The organism is Bradyrhizobium sp. BLXBL-03, from assembly GCF_051853015.1.
In the GTDB taxonomy this organism is placed as follows: Bacteria; Pseudomonadota; Alphaproteobacteria; order Rhizobiales; family Xanthobacteraceae; genus Bradyrhizobium; species Bradyrhizobium manausense.
Map to the genome: position 1 here is coordinate 7,296,326 of NZ_CP182470.1, position 18,119 is coordinate 7,314,444.

The window sequence follows — 18,119 nt, forward strand, 5'->3', positions numbered from 1 at the left end:
GAGTCGTTCCGTCAAGCACCCGCCCGTGGGGCGAGCGCTAGTAGCGGCGGATCTGTTGAAAGACGGAGCAGACGTTCCAACTTGGAGGTTCATCAATGAAACTGACGAAGAGTCTTATCCTGGGTTCTGCGGCAATGTTTGTCGGAGCCGGGGTGCAGGCGGCCGATCTTCCTTTGAAGGCGAAGGCCGTCGAGTACGTCAAGATTTGCTCCCTTTATGGAGCCGGCTTCTATTACATTCCGGGTACTGATACCTGCCTGAAGCTGGGCGGATATGTGCGCATGGATATTCCTGGTCATGCCACGGACTTCGGCGGCTACTACAGTGGCGCAAACGCCGCGAACAATCGCCTGAGCGATTATTTCTACACCCGCGCTCGCGAGGATCTCAACATCGACACCCGGACCGCAACCGAATACGGCGTGCTCCGCACATTTGCCGATCTTACGTTCACTTGGTCGAGTAAAGGTTACAGTGGCGCCGGCACGGGCCTCACTGGCGGTGCAACGGCTTACGCGACCGCTGGTGCGCCGGGGGCGCAGGCCGATGGCAACATCGCGGCGGGTGCGCTCGGCGTCTACTACGCCTTCATCCAGTTCGCCGGGTTCACGATTGGTAAGGCGGTCTCGCAATTCTCCGTGCCCTGGACCAACTATCCGGCGAACAACTTCGATCAGCTGCCGGGCGGTGGCGGCTCGGTTACTGGTGTCAACCAGTTGAGCTACACGTTCGACTTCGGTCAGGGCGTCACGTTCTCGGCGTCAGCGCAGGACCCGATCCAGTACTATCAGAGCAACCTTTGGAACGTTAGCGCCATTACATCCGCGGGCATCGCGGGCGGCGCTTACGGCGCCAACGACTTCGGCGGCAACAGGGCGCCGGATCTGGTCGCCATGGTCCGGGTCGACCAGTCTTGGGGGCTTTTCCAGGCATCGTTCGCGGCACATGACAACCACGCCGGCTACTACGGCCAATACGAAACCTCTGGTTATCCGGCAGACAAATGGGGTTGGGCTGGACAGTTGGCGTTGTCGATCAAGAATATCCCGACCGGGCCGGGCGACACCATCAACCTGCAGGGCGTCTACACGAATGGCGCAAGCCGCTATAACTTCCAGGATTTGGCATCGACGAGCTATTCGATGTTCGGCGGTACTGGCCTCGCCGGTGCTTATGGGAGCATCGGATTCGCTGGCGTATCTGACGCCGTCTTTGTTTCTGGCTCCGGCATGGAGCTGACCACGACCTACGGAATGAACGGTGGCTACACCCACAATTGGGATCCGAAATGGAACACCTCGGTCTATGGTGCGTGGGCTGCGGTCCGCTACAACGGCACGGCCAAGGGTTACATCTGCGGCAGCGCCGCCATGGCGGCACTGTTGACGGCCGGTTCGACTTGCAACCCGGACTTCAACTTCTGGGTGATCGGCACTAAGACGGCCTGGAGTCCGGTCAAGAACCTAACTTTCTCGGGCGAAGTTAACTATTCGCAGCTCGACCAGAAATACGCGGGAGCGGTGAACTTCCCGGGTTCGACGGGCGCGGCCAAGCCGCCGGCTGTCTACGAGCTCAAGGATCAGGGCACCGTCTCGTTCCTGTTCCGCGCTCAGCGCAACTGGTAAACTGCGGTCTGAGGAACTTTTCCTGACGAGACCTCCGGCGTCCAACCGCCGGAGGTTTTTGCTTGTCGCCATATGCCTGTGAGGCCTCTGTTGAAGACCTGGACTACCTCAAGTTGCGCTTCGAGCCCCGACATGAACTTAGGTGGTCTCGCAGACCAGAAGAGCGGCGCAGAAGCGCAAGCGTCGCAAAAGGATTTAATCCGCGTCGAAAAAACACCTCCCCACAGCAAAAGCGGCGGTCACTCCTACTCGAATAGCCGCCATTGTGCGCGCTGAAGACAAACCGGTCCGCGCCCCACGCCTGTCGGAAAATAGCTGGAGCTGAGGTGGTAGCTTGCCGGTGGGTACGATCGGTGCCGCTTTCTCGACGCCCTACGAGGACGCCTATGGTGGTGCCAGCTGGCTCCGCTTACCTGGCGAGGGGCCCCACGAGGATCTCCTCTAAGATCACCAAGACTGCGATCTAGCGATCGTCACTAGTCGTCTCGTGATGGATCACTAGCATCTGATCATTCAGATCCAACAACCCCCGGCACTCGACCGGTATTGCGCCCCGGCACCTTGCAAGACCGGAAGCAAAAAAGCTGCGCAGTCGGTCAAGCTTGACGCAAGCTGAACCAAGCCGTTCAAGCAGGCGGCTCGATCGATCATCTCGCTTAGGCGGCCGATCGCCTTCGATCGAAGCTTATGGCCGCGTTCAATCCCAGTGACCAGCAGGCCTCTTGCACGATGAAGCATCAAGAAGCCCTGGTTCTCGAGGCTCTTGATGGGAACAAACCTCATATTGGGGCGAGTAACTGCTTCGCAGATTGCGGCCGCATCAGCGGCGTCGTTCTTTGCTCCTCGCCGCACATAGGGCTTCACATGTGCTGGCGGAATTAATCTCACGTCATGCCCAAACCGCTGAATCTCGCGTGCCCAGTAATGGGCGGTCGCGCAAGCCTCTATGCCAACCAGGCAGGGCGACAGCGAGGAGAAGAAGGAGACTATCTCGCCGCGCCGGAGGCGTTGGCGACCGGTCACTTGTCCTTGAGCATCGACCGCATGACCGTGAAACACGTGCTTCGAAATATCCAACCCAACTGTCGCAACTTCCATGTTGATTGCTCCTGTTAGCGCTACGGGTGTCGCCAGCATAGCGCCGGCTCCGAGGGAGCGGGGCCGTCTTCCCCATCAACGGTCGGCTGCGGGATGAATTGTTGAACGAGACGCTGTTCACCTCGCTGGTCCAGGCCCGCGTCGCGCTCGGATGCTGGCGCGCCGATTACAACGACACACGACCTGCCGATTCCGAGGTCATCGCGCGCACCGTACCCAGTTGATGGCCGCGGGGTTCCGAAATGATCGCGCGCAGCATCCCGAGCATTCTCCGCGCAGCATTCCGACTTGATCGCGCGCAGTTTCGGATGGTGTGAGGCCTGATCGTTGGTCATTTCTCCGGCTGGAAACAGCTTGGAGAATTGGATGCCGACGAGGAGGGTTATCATGCGCCAGGTGCGCGAGATTGTGAGATTGAGCCTTGAGGCTGGGCTCTCGACGCGCGTGGTTGGCGAGCGTCTAGGCGTCGGACCGACGACGGTGCGTGACACGCTGAAGCGGTTTGCGCGCGCGGGTCTGGCGTGGCCCGTCCCGGAAGCGATAGGCGACGCCGAGCTGGAGCAACGGTTGTACGGGGTGCCGGGCGTGAAGCGGGGTCGGCGCAAGGTGCCCGAGCCTGACTGGTCCGTTATTGCCCGCGAGCTCAAGCGCAAGCACGTGACCTTGCAGGTGCTGTGGGACGAGTACATTGCGGAGCATCCGGACGGGTACCGGTACAGCCGTTTCTGTGACTTGTTCCGCAACTGGGAAGGTGATGCGCCAGCACCACGGCGGGGGCGAGAAATTGTTTGTCGACTATGCCGGCGACATGGTGCCGGTGGTTGACCGCAAGACTGGCGAGGTGCGCGACGCGCACATCTTCGTCGCGGTCATGGGCGCATCCAGCTTGTCGTTCGCGCTGGCGACGTGGACCGAGCAGCTCGGCGACTGGATCGCGGGACATAACGCGGCCTACAGCTTTTTTGGCGGCGCCACGCAACTCCTGGTGCCCGACAACGCCAAGGTCGCGGTGATCAAGGCCTGCCTCTATGACCCTATGGTCAACCGCAGCTATGGCGATATGGCACAGCATTACGGCACGGCGATTTTGCCGGCACGGCCGCGGCGCCCGAGAGATAAGGAGATTGCTTCATACTGCACCTCATCCTGGTGGTTGTGCGGTGATAGGCGTTGTCTGTGGTTTGCGGGAACGGCGGCCGCCATGGCCTTTGAGGATAATCGTTTCTGATGTTATCTCCCAGAGGCCACGGTTCAGGCTGTCTGCATAGCATTTTTTGATGAGTCCCTGACGACCCCACTCGTGCACGGTGGTTTTGGCGATGCCGAACTTGGCGGCGACCTCGCGGGTTGTGAGCATGGCACGTCGGCGCAAGCGATCGTATCGGCTCGCCAATTTGTAGGCACCGCGAATGAAGGCGACCTTCTTCAGGTCGAAGGGCTTGCCTTCCCAGGTGTGCCATCCATCTCGGTTAAAAATCTCGGCGATCTCACGGTCGCAATGCTGTTCGAGCAACCGGTCGACGGCCGCGACAAGCTCCGGCTTGAACTTGCGCAGCTGGGCAATTGGCAGCGGTCGTTCGAGCTCCAACGTGCGGGTAGCCCCGCCGGACAGACGCACATGGGCAGTGATCTTCTCCGCCTTGATCAACGTCACGTCGTCAATGAGCAAGCGTACGATTCGTTTGCGTTCACGGGAGTCGACGCGTGGGTCGTTCCAGATTTGCGGCAGCTGCTCGGCAAGAGCGAGAATACGTTGGCGGGCCTCGGCGCCAAGCGTCGCAGCCTGCTGCTTGCTGCGGCGTTCGTATTCCTCAGCAGCTTCGGCATGACGGCGCAGCTTGTCATTCCACTCGGCCTCAAGCGTATCTGCGACGAGACGGTTGTCGGGGTCTACCTTCATGTAGCGTCGGCGGGCAAGTTCGGCATCGTAGCGCAGTCGTTCGACGTGCTGGCGACGCGCGGTATCTGTCTCGTGGGCCCGCGTCTCCAGCTCGCGCTGGACTTCCAGAGTGACGGCCAGCGCCATCGGCGTCGTCATCTCGATTAGCAGCGCGGCGATCGCTGGATCGACGATCTTGCCGGGCACCGTTTGGCAGGTCTTTCCGGCACGGCGTACCGCGCTTTCCTGACAGACATAGGTAGGAACCGTGCTGCCATGCTCGCGACTGTAATGCACGCCCATGCGTTCGCCGCACAAGCCACATAGCACGCGCCCTTGCAGTAACGCCGGTCCCTCGCGCGGTGGCCCCGACAGCCGTTCGCTACCGAATGCGCCGGCATTGTCGGTAAGGCGTCGCTGATTGGCTTCGAACCGTTCCCAGTCGATGTAGCCTTGGTGCATGCCCGGCATGACGAACTGCCAGTCCGCTCGGGGAATCTTGACGACACTGCTTCCACCGTCGGGGCGGTGGCGTGTGCGCGTGCGCCCATAGACGAATGCCCCGGCGTAGCGGGGATTGTGCAACACCTGCAGGATGCGTGAATGCTGCGGTGACGCCCACAAGAGGTCGCCTTTGTTGGCACCCGTCCGCAGCCGGCGTGGGAACTGCAGGCCTTGCTCCTGGAAGAAGCGGACTGTCTGCATGGCGCTACCGGTGCGCTCAAAGGTCTCGAAGACCAGCCGGATGGCATTCTGGACTTGAGCGTCCGGATCGAGACCGATCGTACCGTCAGCCCGGTACACCAGCCCAACCGGCGGCCCCATCTCCAACTCGCCGCGCCTGGCCTTATTGAGCTGACCACCACGCATGCGCGCCTTGAGGATGTGCAGTTCGGCCTCGCTCATCGTTCCTTTGAGACCCAGCAGCAGACGATCGTTGAAGCAAGCCGGATCATAGATGCCGTCTTCGTCGAGAATGAGCGTCGCAGTCAACGCGCACAGCTCGATGAGGCGATGCCAGTCTGCAGAGTTGCGCGCCAATCGCGAGACCTCCAGGCCCATGACGATGCCGGCCTTGCCGAGCGCTACCTCGCCCACGAGCTGTTGGAAGCCGTCGCGCGCGGTCGTGCTCGATCCGGACTTGCCGAGATCGCGATCGATCACATGAATGCGACCGATCGGCCAGCCCGCTACAATTGCGCGATCACGCAGCGCGTATTGGCGTTGCGTGCTCTCGCCATGTTCGGCGACCTGCCGTAACGTGGATTGGCGAACATACAGGTACGCATCACGCTTGAGATGGTCGGCCGTGACCTTGAGCTCAGGCATGCATGGGCTCCATAGCGAGGGAGACAAGAATGCCGGCGATGAGACGGGTGACGTCGCTCGCCCGCGGGGACAGATCGGGCTTGACGGAAGGCGCGGGGTCGGGGTCGCGGCAAGCAGCTGCGGCAGGAGCTTCGTGCCCCACCGCCCGCATCCACGCAGCCAAACCTTGGCGGCGAAGAATGCCGAGACCAGGAGTTGCGACGGGCTCGCCCGACAGGGCCGCGGTGCGCAGCTTCTCGTAGGCCGCCGCCCGCGCTGGCGCCACAATCAGGCTGGATGGATTCGTTTTTTTTTGCGCGCCAGCGCCCGCTCGAGGCTGCGCCGGTGCACCTTGATGCCGAAGCGTGACTCGATTGCTTCGAGGCACTGAGATGTCGTCAGCTCGGGCTTTGCTATCTTGAGTTCGGTTGCGAAGGCAATGACCTCGCCAGACACCTTGTGGCCGGCTTTGGGGCCTCGCCGGCTCGGCAGCAGAGCGGCGAGCCCACCTGTCTTTAATGCGCTCTGAGCTTTGTAGAAGGTGGGCCGGGTAACGCCGAACGCCGCGGCGGCCTCGCTGATGGCGATGCCATCGATCTGATGGCGCCGCACCATCTCGTAGCGCACCTGGACCAGATCCTTGGCATCGAAAAACGGATTGCCGGTGAACACAACGTCGCGAACGGCGCCGGGATTGGGGTTGAGGACGCCGTCTCGTGCTAGCATCTCGCTCTTCGGATCCCGCGTTTTTGCCTTCGCCATGCGCTGCTCCGGTACGTAAACAAAAACACGCCTCAATATGCAGGATGTCAATTGCCGTTGCAGCGCCATATGCAGCGAATGTGGCCTCAAACCCGTAAGTTAATACCGTGGCTCGACTGCATCGCGGCATGATTCTCTTTACACAAGGGGCGTAATTACCTTTACGCATCGGTGGCTCGGAACTGCCGCGTAAGCTGCTCCAGCGCCTCGCACAGGATCGCGTTGCAACGCCTGCGTCCCCCGAGCACGAGCCGATCATACACACCAACATCAGAGGCTCGGACTATTACCACCAAAAGGGAAGAAAATGCTGACACACCCCACACTCCGCTTGCTTACCGAGCTCGGCCTTACCGGCATGGCCGATGCCTTCACGAGCCTCGCAGACAACGAGGAGGTCCATGGTCTCGCTCACGCCGAATGGCTGGCGTTGCTGCTGGATCATGAAGCGACCTGGCGTAACAACCGGCGCCTGGCGCTTCGTCTTCGTAAGGCAAAGCTGCGTCATCATGCCGTGCCCGAGGATATCGACTACCGCGCCTCCCGTGGGCTCGATCGCCGCTTGTTCGACATGCTGCTCAAGGGAGACTGGATCAAAAACCATGAGAATTGTGCCATTGTCGGGCCAACCGGCGTCGGGAAAAGCTGGCTTGGTTGTGCGCTTGGTCACAAGGCCTGCCGGGACAACCACTCTGTACTTTACACCCGGCTGCCGCGGTTGTTCGAAGAGCTGGACCTTGCCCGGGGCGATGGCCGACTCACTTCGCGGATGAAGAGCATCGCCGCCATCGAGCTCCTGATTTTGGACGATTGGGGCCTCCAGGCTATCGACGCCAATGCCCGTCATTATCTGCTCGAAATCCTTGAAGACCGCTACGGCCGTCGATCAACACTCGTCACCAGCCAGCTCCCAATTGCCAAATGGCATGAGCTCATAAACGACCCAACTTACGCTGATGCCATACTTGATCGCCTGCTTCACAACGCTCACAGGCTCGAACTGAACGGTGACTCCATGCGTCGCTCGCCCGTTCTTCCTCGGCCTTGATTACGTGATCGACCGATGAAGACCGAGGCTGCAGCCCGCGAAGCTGACCGGCCGCTACGGCACTGTTGGGGGTGCGCGTCCGGTCAGCTTCGCTCCGTCGAGCGACACCAAACACGTGACGTGATCTCCTCGGCAGCCGCTTGACCATGGGCTAACGATGATGCCAATTACCTTAACGATCGGGCGCTTCACCTGCGCGCGATCAGATTGGAACGCTGCGCGGCATCAGATTGGAATACCTGCGCGCGATCATTGGAATCCGCAGCGGAGGGATCGCCCGTGTTCAACAGGAAGTTGCGGCACAGCGAGGTTCTGCGCTTCTTCGAGAAACTGCCACCATGCCTGGTGGGGATGGAAGCGTGCGGTAGCGCCCACTATTGGGCGCGCGAGATCGCAGCTCTCAGTCATGAGGTGCGTCTCATTCCGCCGGCTTATGTCAAACCCTTCGTCAAGCGAGGCAAAACGGATGCGGCGGACGCAGAGGCCATCAGCGAACCGGTGACCCGAAAGACCATGCGCTTCGTCCTGATCAAGACGGCCGAGCAGCAGGCTGCCGCGATGGTGCTGAAGACCCGCGCCCTTTTGGTGCGGCAGCGAACGCAGGCGGTCAACGCCCTGCGCGCGCATCTGGCCGAATTGGGCATCATCGCCACCGCCGGCCTGGCAAAGGTTGAGGCGCTGGTCGCGATCGTGCGGGACGAAACAGATGCCCGCCTGCCCGCAGCAGCGCGCTTCGCCCTGAGGGCTGTTGCCGATGAAATTGAAGCTTCAGCCGACCAGATCGACAGGCTCGAGCGCGCAATCGTCGTGGAGGCCAAGCATGACGAGGATATGCGTCGGTTGACCACGATCCCTGGCGTCGGCGCCATCACAGCGGCGACCATCAAGGCGCTCGTGCCGGATCCTGGCGGGTGGCAGCTTTGTTAGCTGAGCCTCTTGGCATGCACGAAGTCTCGCACCGAGTAATAGTCGACCTTCAGCCCGCGTCCGGCAAGCTCGGCAACGAGCCCGCGTACGGTGAAATCGCCGTCCTTCATCCATGGTGACAGCCAGACCGCGTGGTCTCCCGAAACCGCCTGCGGCTTGTGACCGTCCATCTGGCCCGGAGCAACGGTGCCGGCCTCAACGCCCCCTCTTCATCCAATCAATTGCGGTGCTGATCGCGCCCCCGAACTGCTTGGCTGCCTGATTGCGGATATCCCGCCTCGATCGGGGGCACGACATGGTTGCGCAGATCCAAAGAATACGGCTTGCCCATCTATGCTGGCCTCCGCCCCAGTCAGCATGGTGGATCGAGTAAGCTGAATCCCAAATCGACCAACCTAACCCATTTCCGTTTTGTTTGCGTCTGAGCCCCTTTTGAAATGTCTGCATCAGCCGGGCCGGAAGCTCGTTAACATCAAAGTGTCGAAGGTTCACTTCTGTCTTGGCCAACAATTGCTATGCAGCTCGAGTTTTGCGAGTTTATGCTGAAGCCATCCGAAGATACGATCATCGGAAGAAACGAAATCTTCGATCTCTCCTATAGGGGTCTGGCTCGTGCGCGCGATAGTCAGCTCCAGGTCAAGGAGCGGCGCCATGCACTCAGCTTTTAGTTTAATCGCTTCCGACACACTGACGATACCGCGCCCACCGGCGACCACAAGAACCGGGCATCGCAACTGCCGTACGTATCTCGATCGACGCGCTGTTAATAAGTTGCTGTCCAGTCCATCGATATTCTTCGTCAGCCATCGAACAGATGCTAGAGCGCGGGCCCAATTCCAAAGCCCGCCGTCGCAAACCGCTGCAGTAACACGGCGATCAGATGCAGCGAAGTCGGTTGCGAAGACCGCCGACAAGCCCTCACCATAAATGCCAATTCTACTTGCATCACCGCCGTGCCGGATCGACAAGTAGTCCAAACAGCACGACAACAAGTTCGAGTGGCCGCATGGGTGATTGGAAACATCGTCGTGCGCGATGACGAGAATCGACATGCCTCGACCAATCACTGCGGGCAAGAGCCGTCCGAGCAGCGCTGCTCCCGTCTCGTCTTCCCTACTGATGCAAATGACTGCCGGGGCACATGTGTCGGGGCTAGCGGCGGGTACGTGGTATGCTCGAAATTCGATTTGGTCACAGCACGCGATTCGTGCGCATTCTATTTTCTGCTGCAGAGATGATCCGAACTTGTGAATTTCGGCGTCGATTTTGGTCGAGAGAGCTTTGTTCTGCGGATCGTCTTCATCAACCAGCCGTCTGGCAACTTCGAAGGCGGTTAGCGCGCAAAGACAAGCCTCGGCGGCTTCATCGAAGGAGCCTTTATTGATATGCACGTCACCAAGAAGGCAGTGATCATTTCCAATCTTTGTCCATGTTGCGGCCCAGTTCTGCCGGCCCATGGCCCGATAGACCTCATCTAGGTTGCCCAAGAACACCGCGGCTTCTCGTCTTGTGGAGGCAAGATCACTCCTTAGATCGGGCCAAGTAGCGCAGTCCATCCGTTTCGCCCCCCTCGCTGCAGGTCCTCACCCCGCGCTCCGCATTCACCAGGTAATTCAGTTCGCTTGTGTGGAGATTATTGGAAGATGCCGTAAGCTTAGGATCGCCGAAATAATTGCATTCCCCGCACCATTCGTAGCCATCCGCTCTTCAGCAGATTGCTATTGCGCCTTTGCGCATGCGCAACACTCCTGCTTTGACAAGCGCTCTCATGTTAATTTCAGCTCGCAAACGATCTGCACAGAATGCCCGGCGTCCCACGGCGACGTTCCTCTCCTGAGACCTCCGAGCTCGTCAAAGCTACACCTGCGAGCCGTTGAGGCGCCAAGAGATCCTCGACTGATTTCGTACACGTCTTGAACATTGGTCGGCCCAGCTTCGCGACTCGTGACGCGGTCCAAGAACACTCAGGCGCCCCCCTCCCGGCGGCAACTCCTTGAGCCTTGCCGAAACTAGGGGGCGTGCATTTTTCTCTACGACCATCTTAGAGGTACCGCGACGTTCTGCAGCTGTAATAGCGAGCCGAGCAGCGAAGAGACTGCTCTTGACTGATGCAAACGGCAGAGGCGAATAGCGTGTCAGCAGCGGGATTTTGGTGTTGGAACACGCACATTTGTCTCCTCTCCCACATTCATGAAATTATGAATTTATGAATTCTGAACGAACCGCCTATGTGGGACCAATACCAATTTTGGAGAAGGCAATATCGGATCGGAATTGTTCGCTTCGACCTACCTATAGAGGCCCTGACCTCGGCGTGGATGTCCAGCCAGAAAAGCCCGCCTTGAAACGTCGCCGATTGCCGGTCTCAAATCTTCCGACCCACGCCGATAGAACAAAGCTCGTGGCAGGCCACGAAAATAATTGCGCGTGATGTCCAAAAAGAACGTTGCCAAAACGGAACATCGCTTCTTCTTGGCGCACGCTTACCGCAAGCCGAACACGCGGTTGCAAAGCTCGTTGATAACGCAATTGTATCAGGCTGCTCGCCTGCTTCGTTGCGCAAGGCTGAAGGTCACCAATCGATCGACGACGTGAAATAGGAGATCAACGCGCTTGCTACCTCGACGCGCACCACTTTGCTCACTCCATCGCCTTAATCGGGCGTGAACTCGGTCTCACCGACTCGAGCTGAAACTGGACGCGGCATAGGAACCCACCCTTCGTGTTGCTGCAACGAAGCAAAAATCACATCGACAGCTACACGCGTTAATCCAACGCACTCATCCGATCGGCAGACGACCGATGTCCACCAGTGGATCGGCGAGCCTTCCAGTGGTCGCCAGATAAATTCCTTCGATCCGGCTTCCCCGCGTCGCCTAAGAAGACGCTCTGGCACGAGTGTCACTGCAGACTCTGTGCTGAGCAATGCCTGAGTCATCCTCGCGCAGTGGAGAATACGTCTCGGAACGTAACCTCCCGCGCGGCACAGATCTAGCAATTCGTTGTAAAGGCCTGGCGCTAGGTGACGTTGAAACAGCACTAGCGCATAGGGAGTTAGGTCGGAAAGATGCAGCTTATCTAGCTTTGTAAGTGGATGCTCAGCCGCAACCACGATGCCAAGCGGCTGCCCAAGCGGCGCTGATACCCGAAGCCCCCGTTTTTCGAACGGGTGGCGAAGAACAGCGATATCTGTCTCTCCAGCCGCTAGGAGACGTTGTTGCTCTGCTGTGGTAGCCTCAACCAATTGAACTTCAACCTGCTCCTGTAGACGGCTTACGATCTCCAACAGCACGCTTCGTGACGTTTCGGGAGGAAGCGCGATCCGAAGGCGGCGTGATTGGGTCGGCGATAGAGATCGCGCGACGCGCAGAGCCGCGTCAAATGCTCGGACAGCTTCGCGCGCTTGCGGCAGGAGCACTTCGCCGGCTGTGGTCAATTCCACCCTTTTGCTGGTACGATTAAACAGTCTCACCCCCAGCTCTTGCTCCAAGTCGGCAATCCGCTTCGAAAGAGGCGGCTGGCTCATGTGCAGGGCGCGAGCGGCCCTCGCGAAGCTGAGGGCTTCCGCAACTGCCACAAAATAACGGAAGTGTCTGATGTCCAACGCGGCGCCCGTCGCCCCGACTCACGGGGCCAGCAGTATGAGGTTCAGTCCGAGCTGCTCGAGTGCTAACGCTTCAGGACTCACTCGAGCGGAACGCCAAGGCCCATAAGCCTTGCGTTTTGGATCGCACGAGCGCCCAACGCAACGTCAAGGACCCCGAGCCCTACAAGGATAAGATGAATTCTGGTAAGTTCTTGGGGAAGATGAAGCTGGCCCGACAGCACGCTGCCGGTATCTCCTGCGATACGATCGTAGCCTGCGCCGCCCTCACGAAAATCGCTGCGCCGCAGCTTCACGCCGTCAGGGTCGTCGACGACGATCCAGGCCTGCGAGATGAGCTCGAGATCGACTTCTCGGCATGACCCGAGGGAGCAAACAATCGCATCCTGTTTAAGCCAAGCCGCGCGAACCAGATCGCTATCTTTGGAAAGGCCGGTAGCCGTGAAGACGACATCCGCGTCATGCACCGCTCGTTGAACGTCCGAGGTAGCGAGGAACCTCACCTCACGCCGAGGTGACGCCGCTCCAGCGTCGCAGGCATGCCGTGCGCTTGTCTCTCTCTGTGAGGCTACGGCGATACGATCCACCGTCTCTATCGTGGCCAGGAATTTCACTAGGGCGTGACCGACGGCTCCGGCGCCGACCACGGCAGCTTGGCGCAGAGGACGCTTGCTGCATGCCGAGGCAGCCACGATAGCCATCGCGGCGGTTCGGTCTGACGTCAGCTGTGTGCCGTCCAGCACACCATCGAGCAAACCCGTTTGCCCATCACACACCAAGATGGGCGTGGGGCAGCGTGGCAAGTTCCGGGACGGGTTCTTGCTCGAGACTGTGAACCATTTGATGCCTGCCACAGGGCCAGAGCGCACGTAGCCGCAGACGCTCCCCATGTGGAGGTGTTCACCGTTAACGTCCACCCCGAAGCCGGTTTTCGGGCCCTTGACCACCCCACCTGTTGTCAAGTCGCGAAGCGTCTGGGTTACGACTTCGTAGACCTCGACAGCGGGAAGGCACGCCTTGACAGCGGCTGCGCTCAAATAAAGTGGAGTTCTTGAGGCCATGGTTAAGCTCATTATGATCGTGGGGCGGCGGCTGGAGGTGAGTATAGAATAGCTCGCGATGATTGGGGCGGATCTGTAGACGAAAGGCATCGGGCACAGCCGCCGATGGAATTGGTCGTGCCGTTCCCAACCGTTCGACGCGGTGTAACGACATTCGAGCCTCGCTGACGGGCATGAGCTGTCCGAGCTTGAGATTCAGGCACTGTGCGCATCGCCGGTTTGGCGCTCGTGACTCTCGAAGAGCTGACTGATCGCCCTTTGAGGCGCACTGCTCTCGGCTGCATGGAGAGGGTATCGAATACAAGGAACGGCCGATTCGCAAACGCACTGGGCAGAGTGCGCCGGCACACAAAAGATCCCTCAGACAATCTTGAAGAGGCATTCATGCCGGTTGTCGCAGCCGTGACGGCAGTTGCCGTCCTATTCACAGCTTGGCTCGGTGTCGCTAGGTTTAGTGAGCTTTGCAAGCGCATCCCAGTTGGAGATCCCGTACTTCACCGCATACAGCCGCTGCAACGTCCCATTACTGCGCAACAGGTTGATCTGCTCGCTGAATGCGTTTCGGAAAAGCACATCTTCCTTACGAAATACCGCACCCCACCCATGCAGGGGGGGCCTGTTCGTCCACGACTACCTCAAGGCCTTTCTGCTCCGGAGCAACGATAGTGAACTGACCGACCGCAAATGCGTCCGCCCGATGGCCGATGACCGTTGCGGCACCAGCCTGAATGTCAGTGACAAGCACGAGTCGCTCGGGCGTCAGCCCTTTCTTCAGAGCGTAGGCTTCCTGGCTTGACCCCCTAACCACCGCAAGTTTGATCTCGGGGCTGCGCGCAAGCTCCGAGAAGCCAGTCAAATGCTTCGGATTGCCCGGCAGCACATAAAGCGCGTCACGCATTGCATAAAAGGGCGCCGTAAACAACACCGCCTTGCAGCGCGCCTCAGTGATCACGTTGGCTCCCGAAAAATCGAATTGGTGGGCCTGCAGCCCAGGGATCTGTGCGTCCCACGCGGTGAGTACGGGCGCAAGCGCTGGTAGGCCCATGCCCTTGAGCGCCAGATCTATCACCTCGATAACGTAACCTGTTGCCTTCCCATCCGGCGATACGGCAATGTAAGGGGGAGCCGAGCCGAGCGCCACCTTCGCCTGACCGGCTTTGCGGATTGATGCAAGGAGCGGATCCGCAGTGCCTGCACGCGCCGGAAGCGAATGACCGATCAATGTGAGCAGCAGGACCAGGAACGGCTTTGTTCTCCAGCTCACACTATCTTCCCCTTCATCGCCCAATCGATCAATTGCTGCAGTTGTGAGCTAATCGCCTTCGGACAGGCCAATACCAATTTCGGAAGCAGCGATACCAGCTCGGAATAGGTCTTCTAGCCTGCTGGGTCTATTCGGATAGTGCTCAACATCCGCTGTAGCTGTTCGCGGTCGAAGTCCCGCAAATGGCGCACCGTCAGCGCTGTGCTTCCTCCAGCATCTTACGGAACCAGAGAGCCGGCGGATTTACACAGGAGAGCGTCCCGCGCTGAATTTTGGCGTCGGCGGCGTGACCTTTTCATCGCGATCGACGCTCATGACAATGGTCTCCCTTGAAACACTTTTAGCCAGCCACTGGGCAACAACTCTCGGCAGAGACATCCGCGGCCGTCGCAGGAGCCGAGCGCGACGATCAACCAGCGGCTATCTGGTCGAATGACGGTTGCCCACCCGATGGAGCTTTTGCGCTGAAAGCGCCGCGATCTGATCGCATTCTTCGACCCCGAGCCATGCCGCTGGCACCTTCGCGCACAAATCAGTGAGGCCGCCAAACAGTGTTCGACAGAGCAACGGTCTTCATCCCTCGAGAGCCACCATATCCGTTGGTGACCAGCAAAGCCGCACCTGGGCCCCAAGCTCTGGTCTGGAAGCAGCTTGGCCGGAAATCATCTTGGCCGTGATGCTTAGACCGTTCTCGGTCTTGATAGCCAGACGGGTCATGCCACCAATGAAAGAGACGCTTGTCACCTCGCCGTTCAGGACATTATCACTGCTTGCGACGGCATTATTGATGCCGCAGATGCGTACTTTCTCGGGTCGGATCATCACGAGCAGTTCCGCCCCTTCATTCCGGGCGCCCCCAGGAATGGCAAGCAAATGGTTTCCTGCGATGACGAGTTTTCCTTCAGCGTTGCTCCGTCCGCTGATCAGGTTCGATTCGCCGACAAACTCCGCTACGAAACGATTGCGCGGCCGGAAGTACAATTCATCCGGTGACCCCAATTGGGCGATTTCGCCCAAGTTCAAAAGGCAGATGCGGTCCGACATGTTCAGCGCCTCTTCCTGATCGTGGGTAACGTAGATGAATGTCGTTCCCAAATCCTTGTGAAGACGTTTGATCTCCCCCTGCATCTGCTCGCGCAGGTTCTTGTCCAGTGCCCCCAGCGGCTCATCCATCATGATGATCGCGGGCGAATAGACGATGCAGCGTGCAATACCAACGCGCTGCTGCTGGCCCCCGGATAGTTGGCGCGGCTTTCGATCTTCAAAGCCGCGCAGCCCTACACGTTCGAGCGCCTCGGTTACCTTGGCCTGGATCGCCTTGGCGGGCTGGCGGCGTGCACGCAACGGATAAGCGACGTTTTCGAATACGGTCATGTGCGGCATCAAGGCATAATTCTGGAAGACCATGCCAATCCCCCTCTCGCGCGGAGGCATCGCGGTAATGTCACGTCCGTCAAGTAGTATGCTGCCCGTGGTTGGGGCGGTCGCACCTGCGATTAGGTTGAGTAGCGTAGTCTTGCCGGAGCCTGAGGGACCAAGCAGGGTGAGGAATTCACCTTTCCGGACGTTGAGATCGGTCGGATGCAGGACGGTCATCAGACCATAGGTCTTCGATATGCTCTTGAGCGAAATCGCGTGAGCGGTGTGAACTTCATCAACGATGCCTTCACGCATCAATCTAACTCCGTTGCGGGAACGGTATAGGTTAAGCACGGAGTTCGGCCGTGCCGCAGACACTATCTGGCCCGTCATGTGGCTGTCTCTCTTCAAAGCTTGGTCTTTCCTGATGTGAGCCATCAGGCGGAACTGCGCTATTTGCTCAAACGATCATGCGTCGATTGGTCCCGATTTTTTCAATGCGATCGCGACGATTGAAACTAAAAGGGAAAGCGCCGTCAGCATGGTAGAAACGGCTGCGATAACCGGCGACACCTCCCATTGGATGGCGCTGTACATTTTAACGGGAAGGGTCACCATGCCCGGACTGGCCAAGAACCAAGAAACGATGACCTCGTCGAAGGACAGCAGAAAGGCGAACAATGCAGCGCTCACGAGCGAGGGCACGAGCTGTGGCACCACGACCGTAATAAACATCCGGATCGGACCAGCCCCCATCAATTCGGCGCCAAACTCAAGGTTGCGATCAAGTTTGTTCACGCCCGCCACGATCATGACAACAACATAAGCCAAGTTGAACATGACATGACCGAGAACAATGGAAATCGCTGTTCCACTGATCTTTATCAACGAAAAATAGAGAAAAAGACCAAGGGCTATGACAACGTGGGGAATGACGATCGGGCTCATGATCACGCCGGTAATCAGGCTCTTCCCGAGGAATTCATGGCGCGCGATCCAATAGCCTGCGGGTACACCGGCAAGCAGTGAAACCGCGGTGGAGGCTACGGCGATCTTAAGGCTGACGGAAAGCGGCCCCAGCCAATCGGACGAAGTGAAGAAAATTCTGAACAGGTCAAGTGAGTAGCTCGTTGGCGGAAAGCTCAGCGCATTCTTTGTGCCAAACGCCATCGGCACTGCAACCATGATCGGCGCCCACAGAAAAAGATAGACTGCCACTGCGAGTCCGGTGCCCGCTGCACGGTAGCGACGCGAATGCGGGTCACGAATGAGTTCGGACACAGCCCTTCTCCCTAGATCTTACGCCGGCGCCATAGCGCCAGGGGAATTGCGAACATGAACACCAGGCCGAGCAGGACAACGCCGATTGCCGATGCCTTGGGCCAGTCCAATATCTCGCGGTTGTAAAAATCGACTAGGTTCGACAGCATTTGGTCCTGCGGCCCGCCTAGCAACGCTGGGACGATAAAGGCGCCGAGAGACATAACGAAGATGCTCAACAGACCAGCGACTACGCCGGGCAGACTCATGGGAACGGTGACCGTCCAGAATATGCGGGCGGGTTTTGCTCCCATGATAGACGCTGCGCGATAGATGGCGCCATCGATAGCGAGCAGGCTTGCGAGAACTGGCAAGACGACGAGAGGAATTAGGAAGTTAGTCATGCCTACGAGCAGGCCGATTCGATTGAGAACCAGCGGCAATTGGACTTTCGTATCCAAGATCCAACTGAGGAAATTGTTGATGACCCCGTCGCGCCCCAAGATGATGGTGAACGCGAAGCATTTAACCAAGACACTAGTCCAGAGCGGAAGAAGCACGAGCACCATCAAAACCGCCCTTCGCCGCGGGTGTTGACGAGCAAGGTGCAGCGCCACGACGAATCCAAGAAGCACGCTCAAAAGAGACGCTGAGCCAGCAATAGCGAGCGTAGTACCAAACGTGTGCCGGAACAAACTGCTCGTCAAAACGTCGCCGTAAGCAGTCAACGATAATGATGCCCCATGGACGCTGGTATAAATGACGTACACGAGAGGCGGCAGCACTATCCCAGCCGAGATCAATGCCGCCGGCGACATAAATATAGCCTGCGCTCGAATGCCACCAATCCGACTCATAAGTGTCCCTGGTTTTGATAGGAAGTATATTCGAAACGGGCAGAGACCCGCCCAGGGTCGACCGATC

Annotated in this window: 12 protein-coding genes and 4 pseudogenes; 5 read left to right on the forward strand and 11 right to left on the reverse strand. The window is 58.9% G+C overall.

Annotated features, from left to right (window positions below):
* The first annotated feature begins 95 nt into the window (after positions 1-95).
* Positions 96-1,625 carry a porin gene (locus ACNJX9_RS34705; protein ID WP_439406544.1) on the forward strand — a complete coding sequence of 510 codons (1,530 nt, stop codon included), beginning with the start codon at positions 96-98 and terminating at the stop codon, positions 1,623-1,625.
* A gap of 708 nt (positions 1,626-2,333) precedes the next feature.
* Here the strand turns inward: ACNJX9_RS34705 and ACNJX9_RS34710 are convergent.
* Positions 2,334-2,723 (reverse strand): annotated as a pseudogene (locus tag ACNJX9_RS34710) (IS110 family transposase); the annotation flags it as partial.
* 77 nt (positions 2,724-2,800) lie between these two features.
* Here ACNJX9_RS34710 and ACNJX9_RS34715 point away from each other — a divergent pair.
* Both ACNJX9_RS34715 and istA read left to right on the forward strand, forming a co-directional pair.
* Positions 2,801-2,908: pseudogene (locus tag ACNJX9_RS34715) on the forward strand (integrase core domain-containing protein); the annotation flags it as partial.
* Between the two features lie 202 nt (positions 2,909-3,110).
* Positions 3,111-3,879 (forward strand): annotated as a pseudogene (gene istA, locus ACNJX9_RS34720) (IS21 family transposase); the annotation flags it as partial.
* Here istA and ACNJX9_RS34725 read toward each other — a convergent pair.
* Together ACNJX9_RS34725 and ACNJX9_RS34730 are read right to left on the reverse strand one after the other, a co-directional pair.
* Positions 3,865-5,931, reverse strand: a complete 2,067-nt coding sequence (locus ACNJX9_RS34725) for a recombinase family protein (RefSeq protein ID WP_439406546.1) — start codon at positions 5,929-5,931, stop codon at positions 3,865-3,867. The pseudogene istA and the gene ACNJX9_RS34725 sit on opposite strands and share 15 nt — an antisense overlap.
* A 267-nt stretch (positions 5,932-6,198) precedes the next feature.
* Entirely contained in the window at positions 6,199-6,672 is a 474-nt protein-coding gene (locus ACNJX9_RS34730; RefSeq protein ID WP_439406547.1) for a helix-turn-helix domain-containing protein, read from the reverse strand.
* 307 nt (positions 6,673-6,979) lie between these two features.
* On the opposite strand from ACNJX9_RS34730, the gene istB reads away from it, so the two are divergent.
* Entirely contained in the window at positions 6,980-7,720 is a 741-nt protein-coding gene (istB, locus tag ACNJX9_RS34735; protein ID WP_439406548.1) for an IS21-like element helper ATPase IstB, read from the forward strand.
* Between the two features lie 264 nt (positions 7,721-7,984).
* Positions 7,985-8,638, forward strand: a pseudogene (locus ACNJX9_RS34740) (IS110 family transposase); the annotation flags it as partial.
* Between the two features lie 5 nt (positions 8,639-8,643).
* Here the strand turns inward: ACNJX9_RS34740 and ACNJX9_RS34745 are convergent.
* The 8 genes from ACNJX9_RS34745 to ACNJX9_RS34780 all read right to left on the reverse strand — a co-directional run bounded on the left by ACNJX9_RS34745 (position 8,644) and on the right by ACNJX9_RS34780 (position 18,013).
* On the reverse strand, positions 8,644-8,817 hold the full coding sequence (locus ACNJX9_RS34745; protein ID WP_439406549.1) for a hypothetical protein: 174 nt from the start codon (positions 8,815-8,817) through the stop codon (positions 8,644-8,646).
* 318 nt (positions 8,818-9,135) lie between these two features.
* Complete coding sequence (locus tag ACNJX9_RS34750) at positions 9,136-10,104, reverse strand: hypothetical protein (protein WP_439406550.1); 969 nt, start codon at positions 10,102-10,104, stop codon at positions 9,136-9,138.
* A gap of 1,196 nt (positions 10,105-11,300) precedes the next feature.
* Positions 11,301-12,251, reverse strand: a complete 951-nt coding sequence (locus tag ACNJX9_RS34755) for a LysR family transcriptional regulator (protein WP_439406551.1) — start codon at positions 12,249-12,251, stop codon at positions 11,301-11,303.
* A gap of 80 nt (positions 12,252-12,331) precedes the next feature.
* The gene (locus ACNJX9_RS34760; protein WP_439406553.1) at positions 12,332-13,312 is read right to left on the reverse strand and encodes an NAD(P)-binding domain-containing protein; all 981 of its coding nucleotides are present in this window, start codon (positions 13,310-13,312) and stop codon (positions 12,332-12,334) included.
* Between the two features lie 580 nt (positions 13,313-13,892).
* Positions 13,893-14,576: a transporter substrate-binding domain-containing protein gene (locus ACNJX9_RS34765; RefSeq protein WP_439406555.1), complete on the reverse strand. Its 684-nt coding sequence runs from the start codon at positions 14,574-14,576 to the stop codon at positions 13,893-13,895.
* 573 nt (positions 14,577-15,149) lie between these two features.
* Positions 15,150-16,250: an ABC transporter ATP-binding protein gene (locus ACNJX9_RS34770; RefSeq protein ID WP_439406556.1), complete on the reverse strand. Its 1,101-nt coding sequence runs from the start codon at positions 16,248-16,250 to the stop codon at positions 15,150-15,152.
* Positions 16,251-16,403: 153 nt separating this feature from the next.
* Positions 16,404-17,216, reverse strand: coding sequence for an ABC transporter permease (locus ACNJX9_RS34775; protein WP_439406558.1), 813 nt, complete (start codon positions 17,214-17,216; stop codon positions 16,404-16,406).
* Between the two features lie 11 nt (positions 17,217-17,227).
* On the reverse strand, positions 17,228-18,013 hold the full coding sequence (locus ACNJX9_RS34780) for an ABC transporter permease (protein WP_439406559.1): 786 nt from the start codon (positions 18,011-18,013) through the stop codon (positions 17,228-17,230).
* Positions 18,014-18,119 lie beyond the last annotated feature (106 nt).

Coding starts and splice junctions, on each gene's coding strand:
- ACNJX9_RS34725 (WP_439406546.1), bottom strand. CDS start 5,931: ATGCCTGAGCTCAAGGTCACGGCCGACCATCTCAAGCGTGATGCGTAC.
- istB (WP_439406548.1), top strand. CDS start 6,980: ATGCTGACACACCCCACACTCCGCTTGCTTACCGAGCTCGGCCTTACC.
- ACNJX9_RS34750 (WP_439406550.1), bottom strand. CDS start 10,104: ATGGGCCGGCAGAACTGGGCCGCAACATGGACAAAGATTGGAAATGAT.
- ACNJX9_RS34760 (WP_439406553.1), bottom strand. CDS start 13,312: ATGGCCTCAAGAACTCCACTTTATTTGAGCGCAGCCGCTGTCAAGGCG.
- ACNJX9_RS34780 (WP_439406559.1), bottom strand. CDS start 18,013: ATGTCGCCGGCGGCATTGATCTCGGCTGGGATAGTGCTGCCGCCTCTC.
- ACNJX9_RS34745 (WP_439406549.1), bottom strand. CDS start 8,817: ATGGACGGTCACAAGCCGCAGGCGGTTTCGGGAGACCACGCGGTCTGG.
- ACNJX9_RS34730 (WP_439406547.1), bottom strand. CDS start 6,672: ATGGCGAAGGCAAAAACGCGGGATCCGAAGAGCGAGATGCTAGCACGA.
- ACNJX9_RS34705 (WP_439406544.1), top strand. CDS start 96: ATGAAACTGACGAAGAGTCTTATCCTGGGTTCTGCGGCAATGTTTGTC.
- ACNJX9_RS34770 (WP_439406556.1), bottom strand. CDS start 16,250: ATGCGTGAAGGCATCGTTGATGAAGTTCACACCGCTCACGCGATTTCG.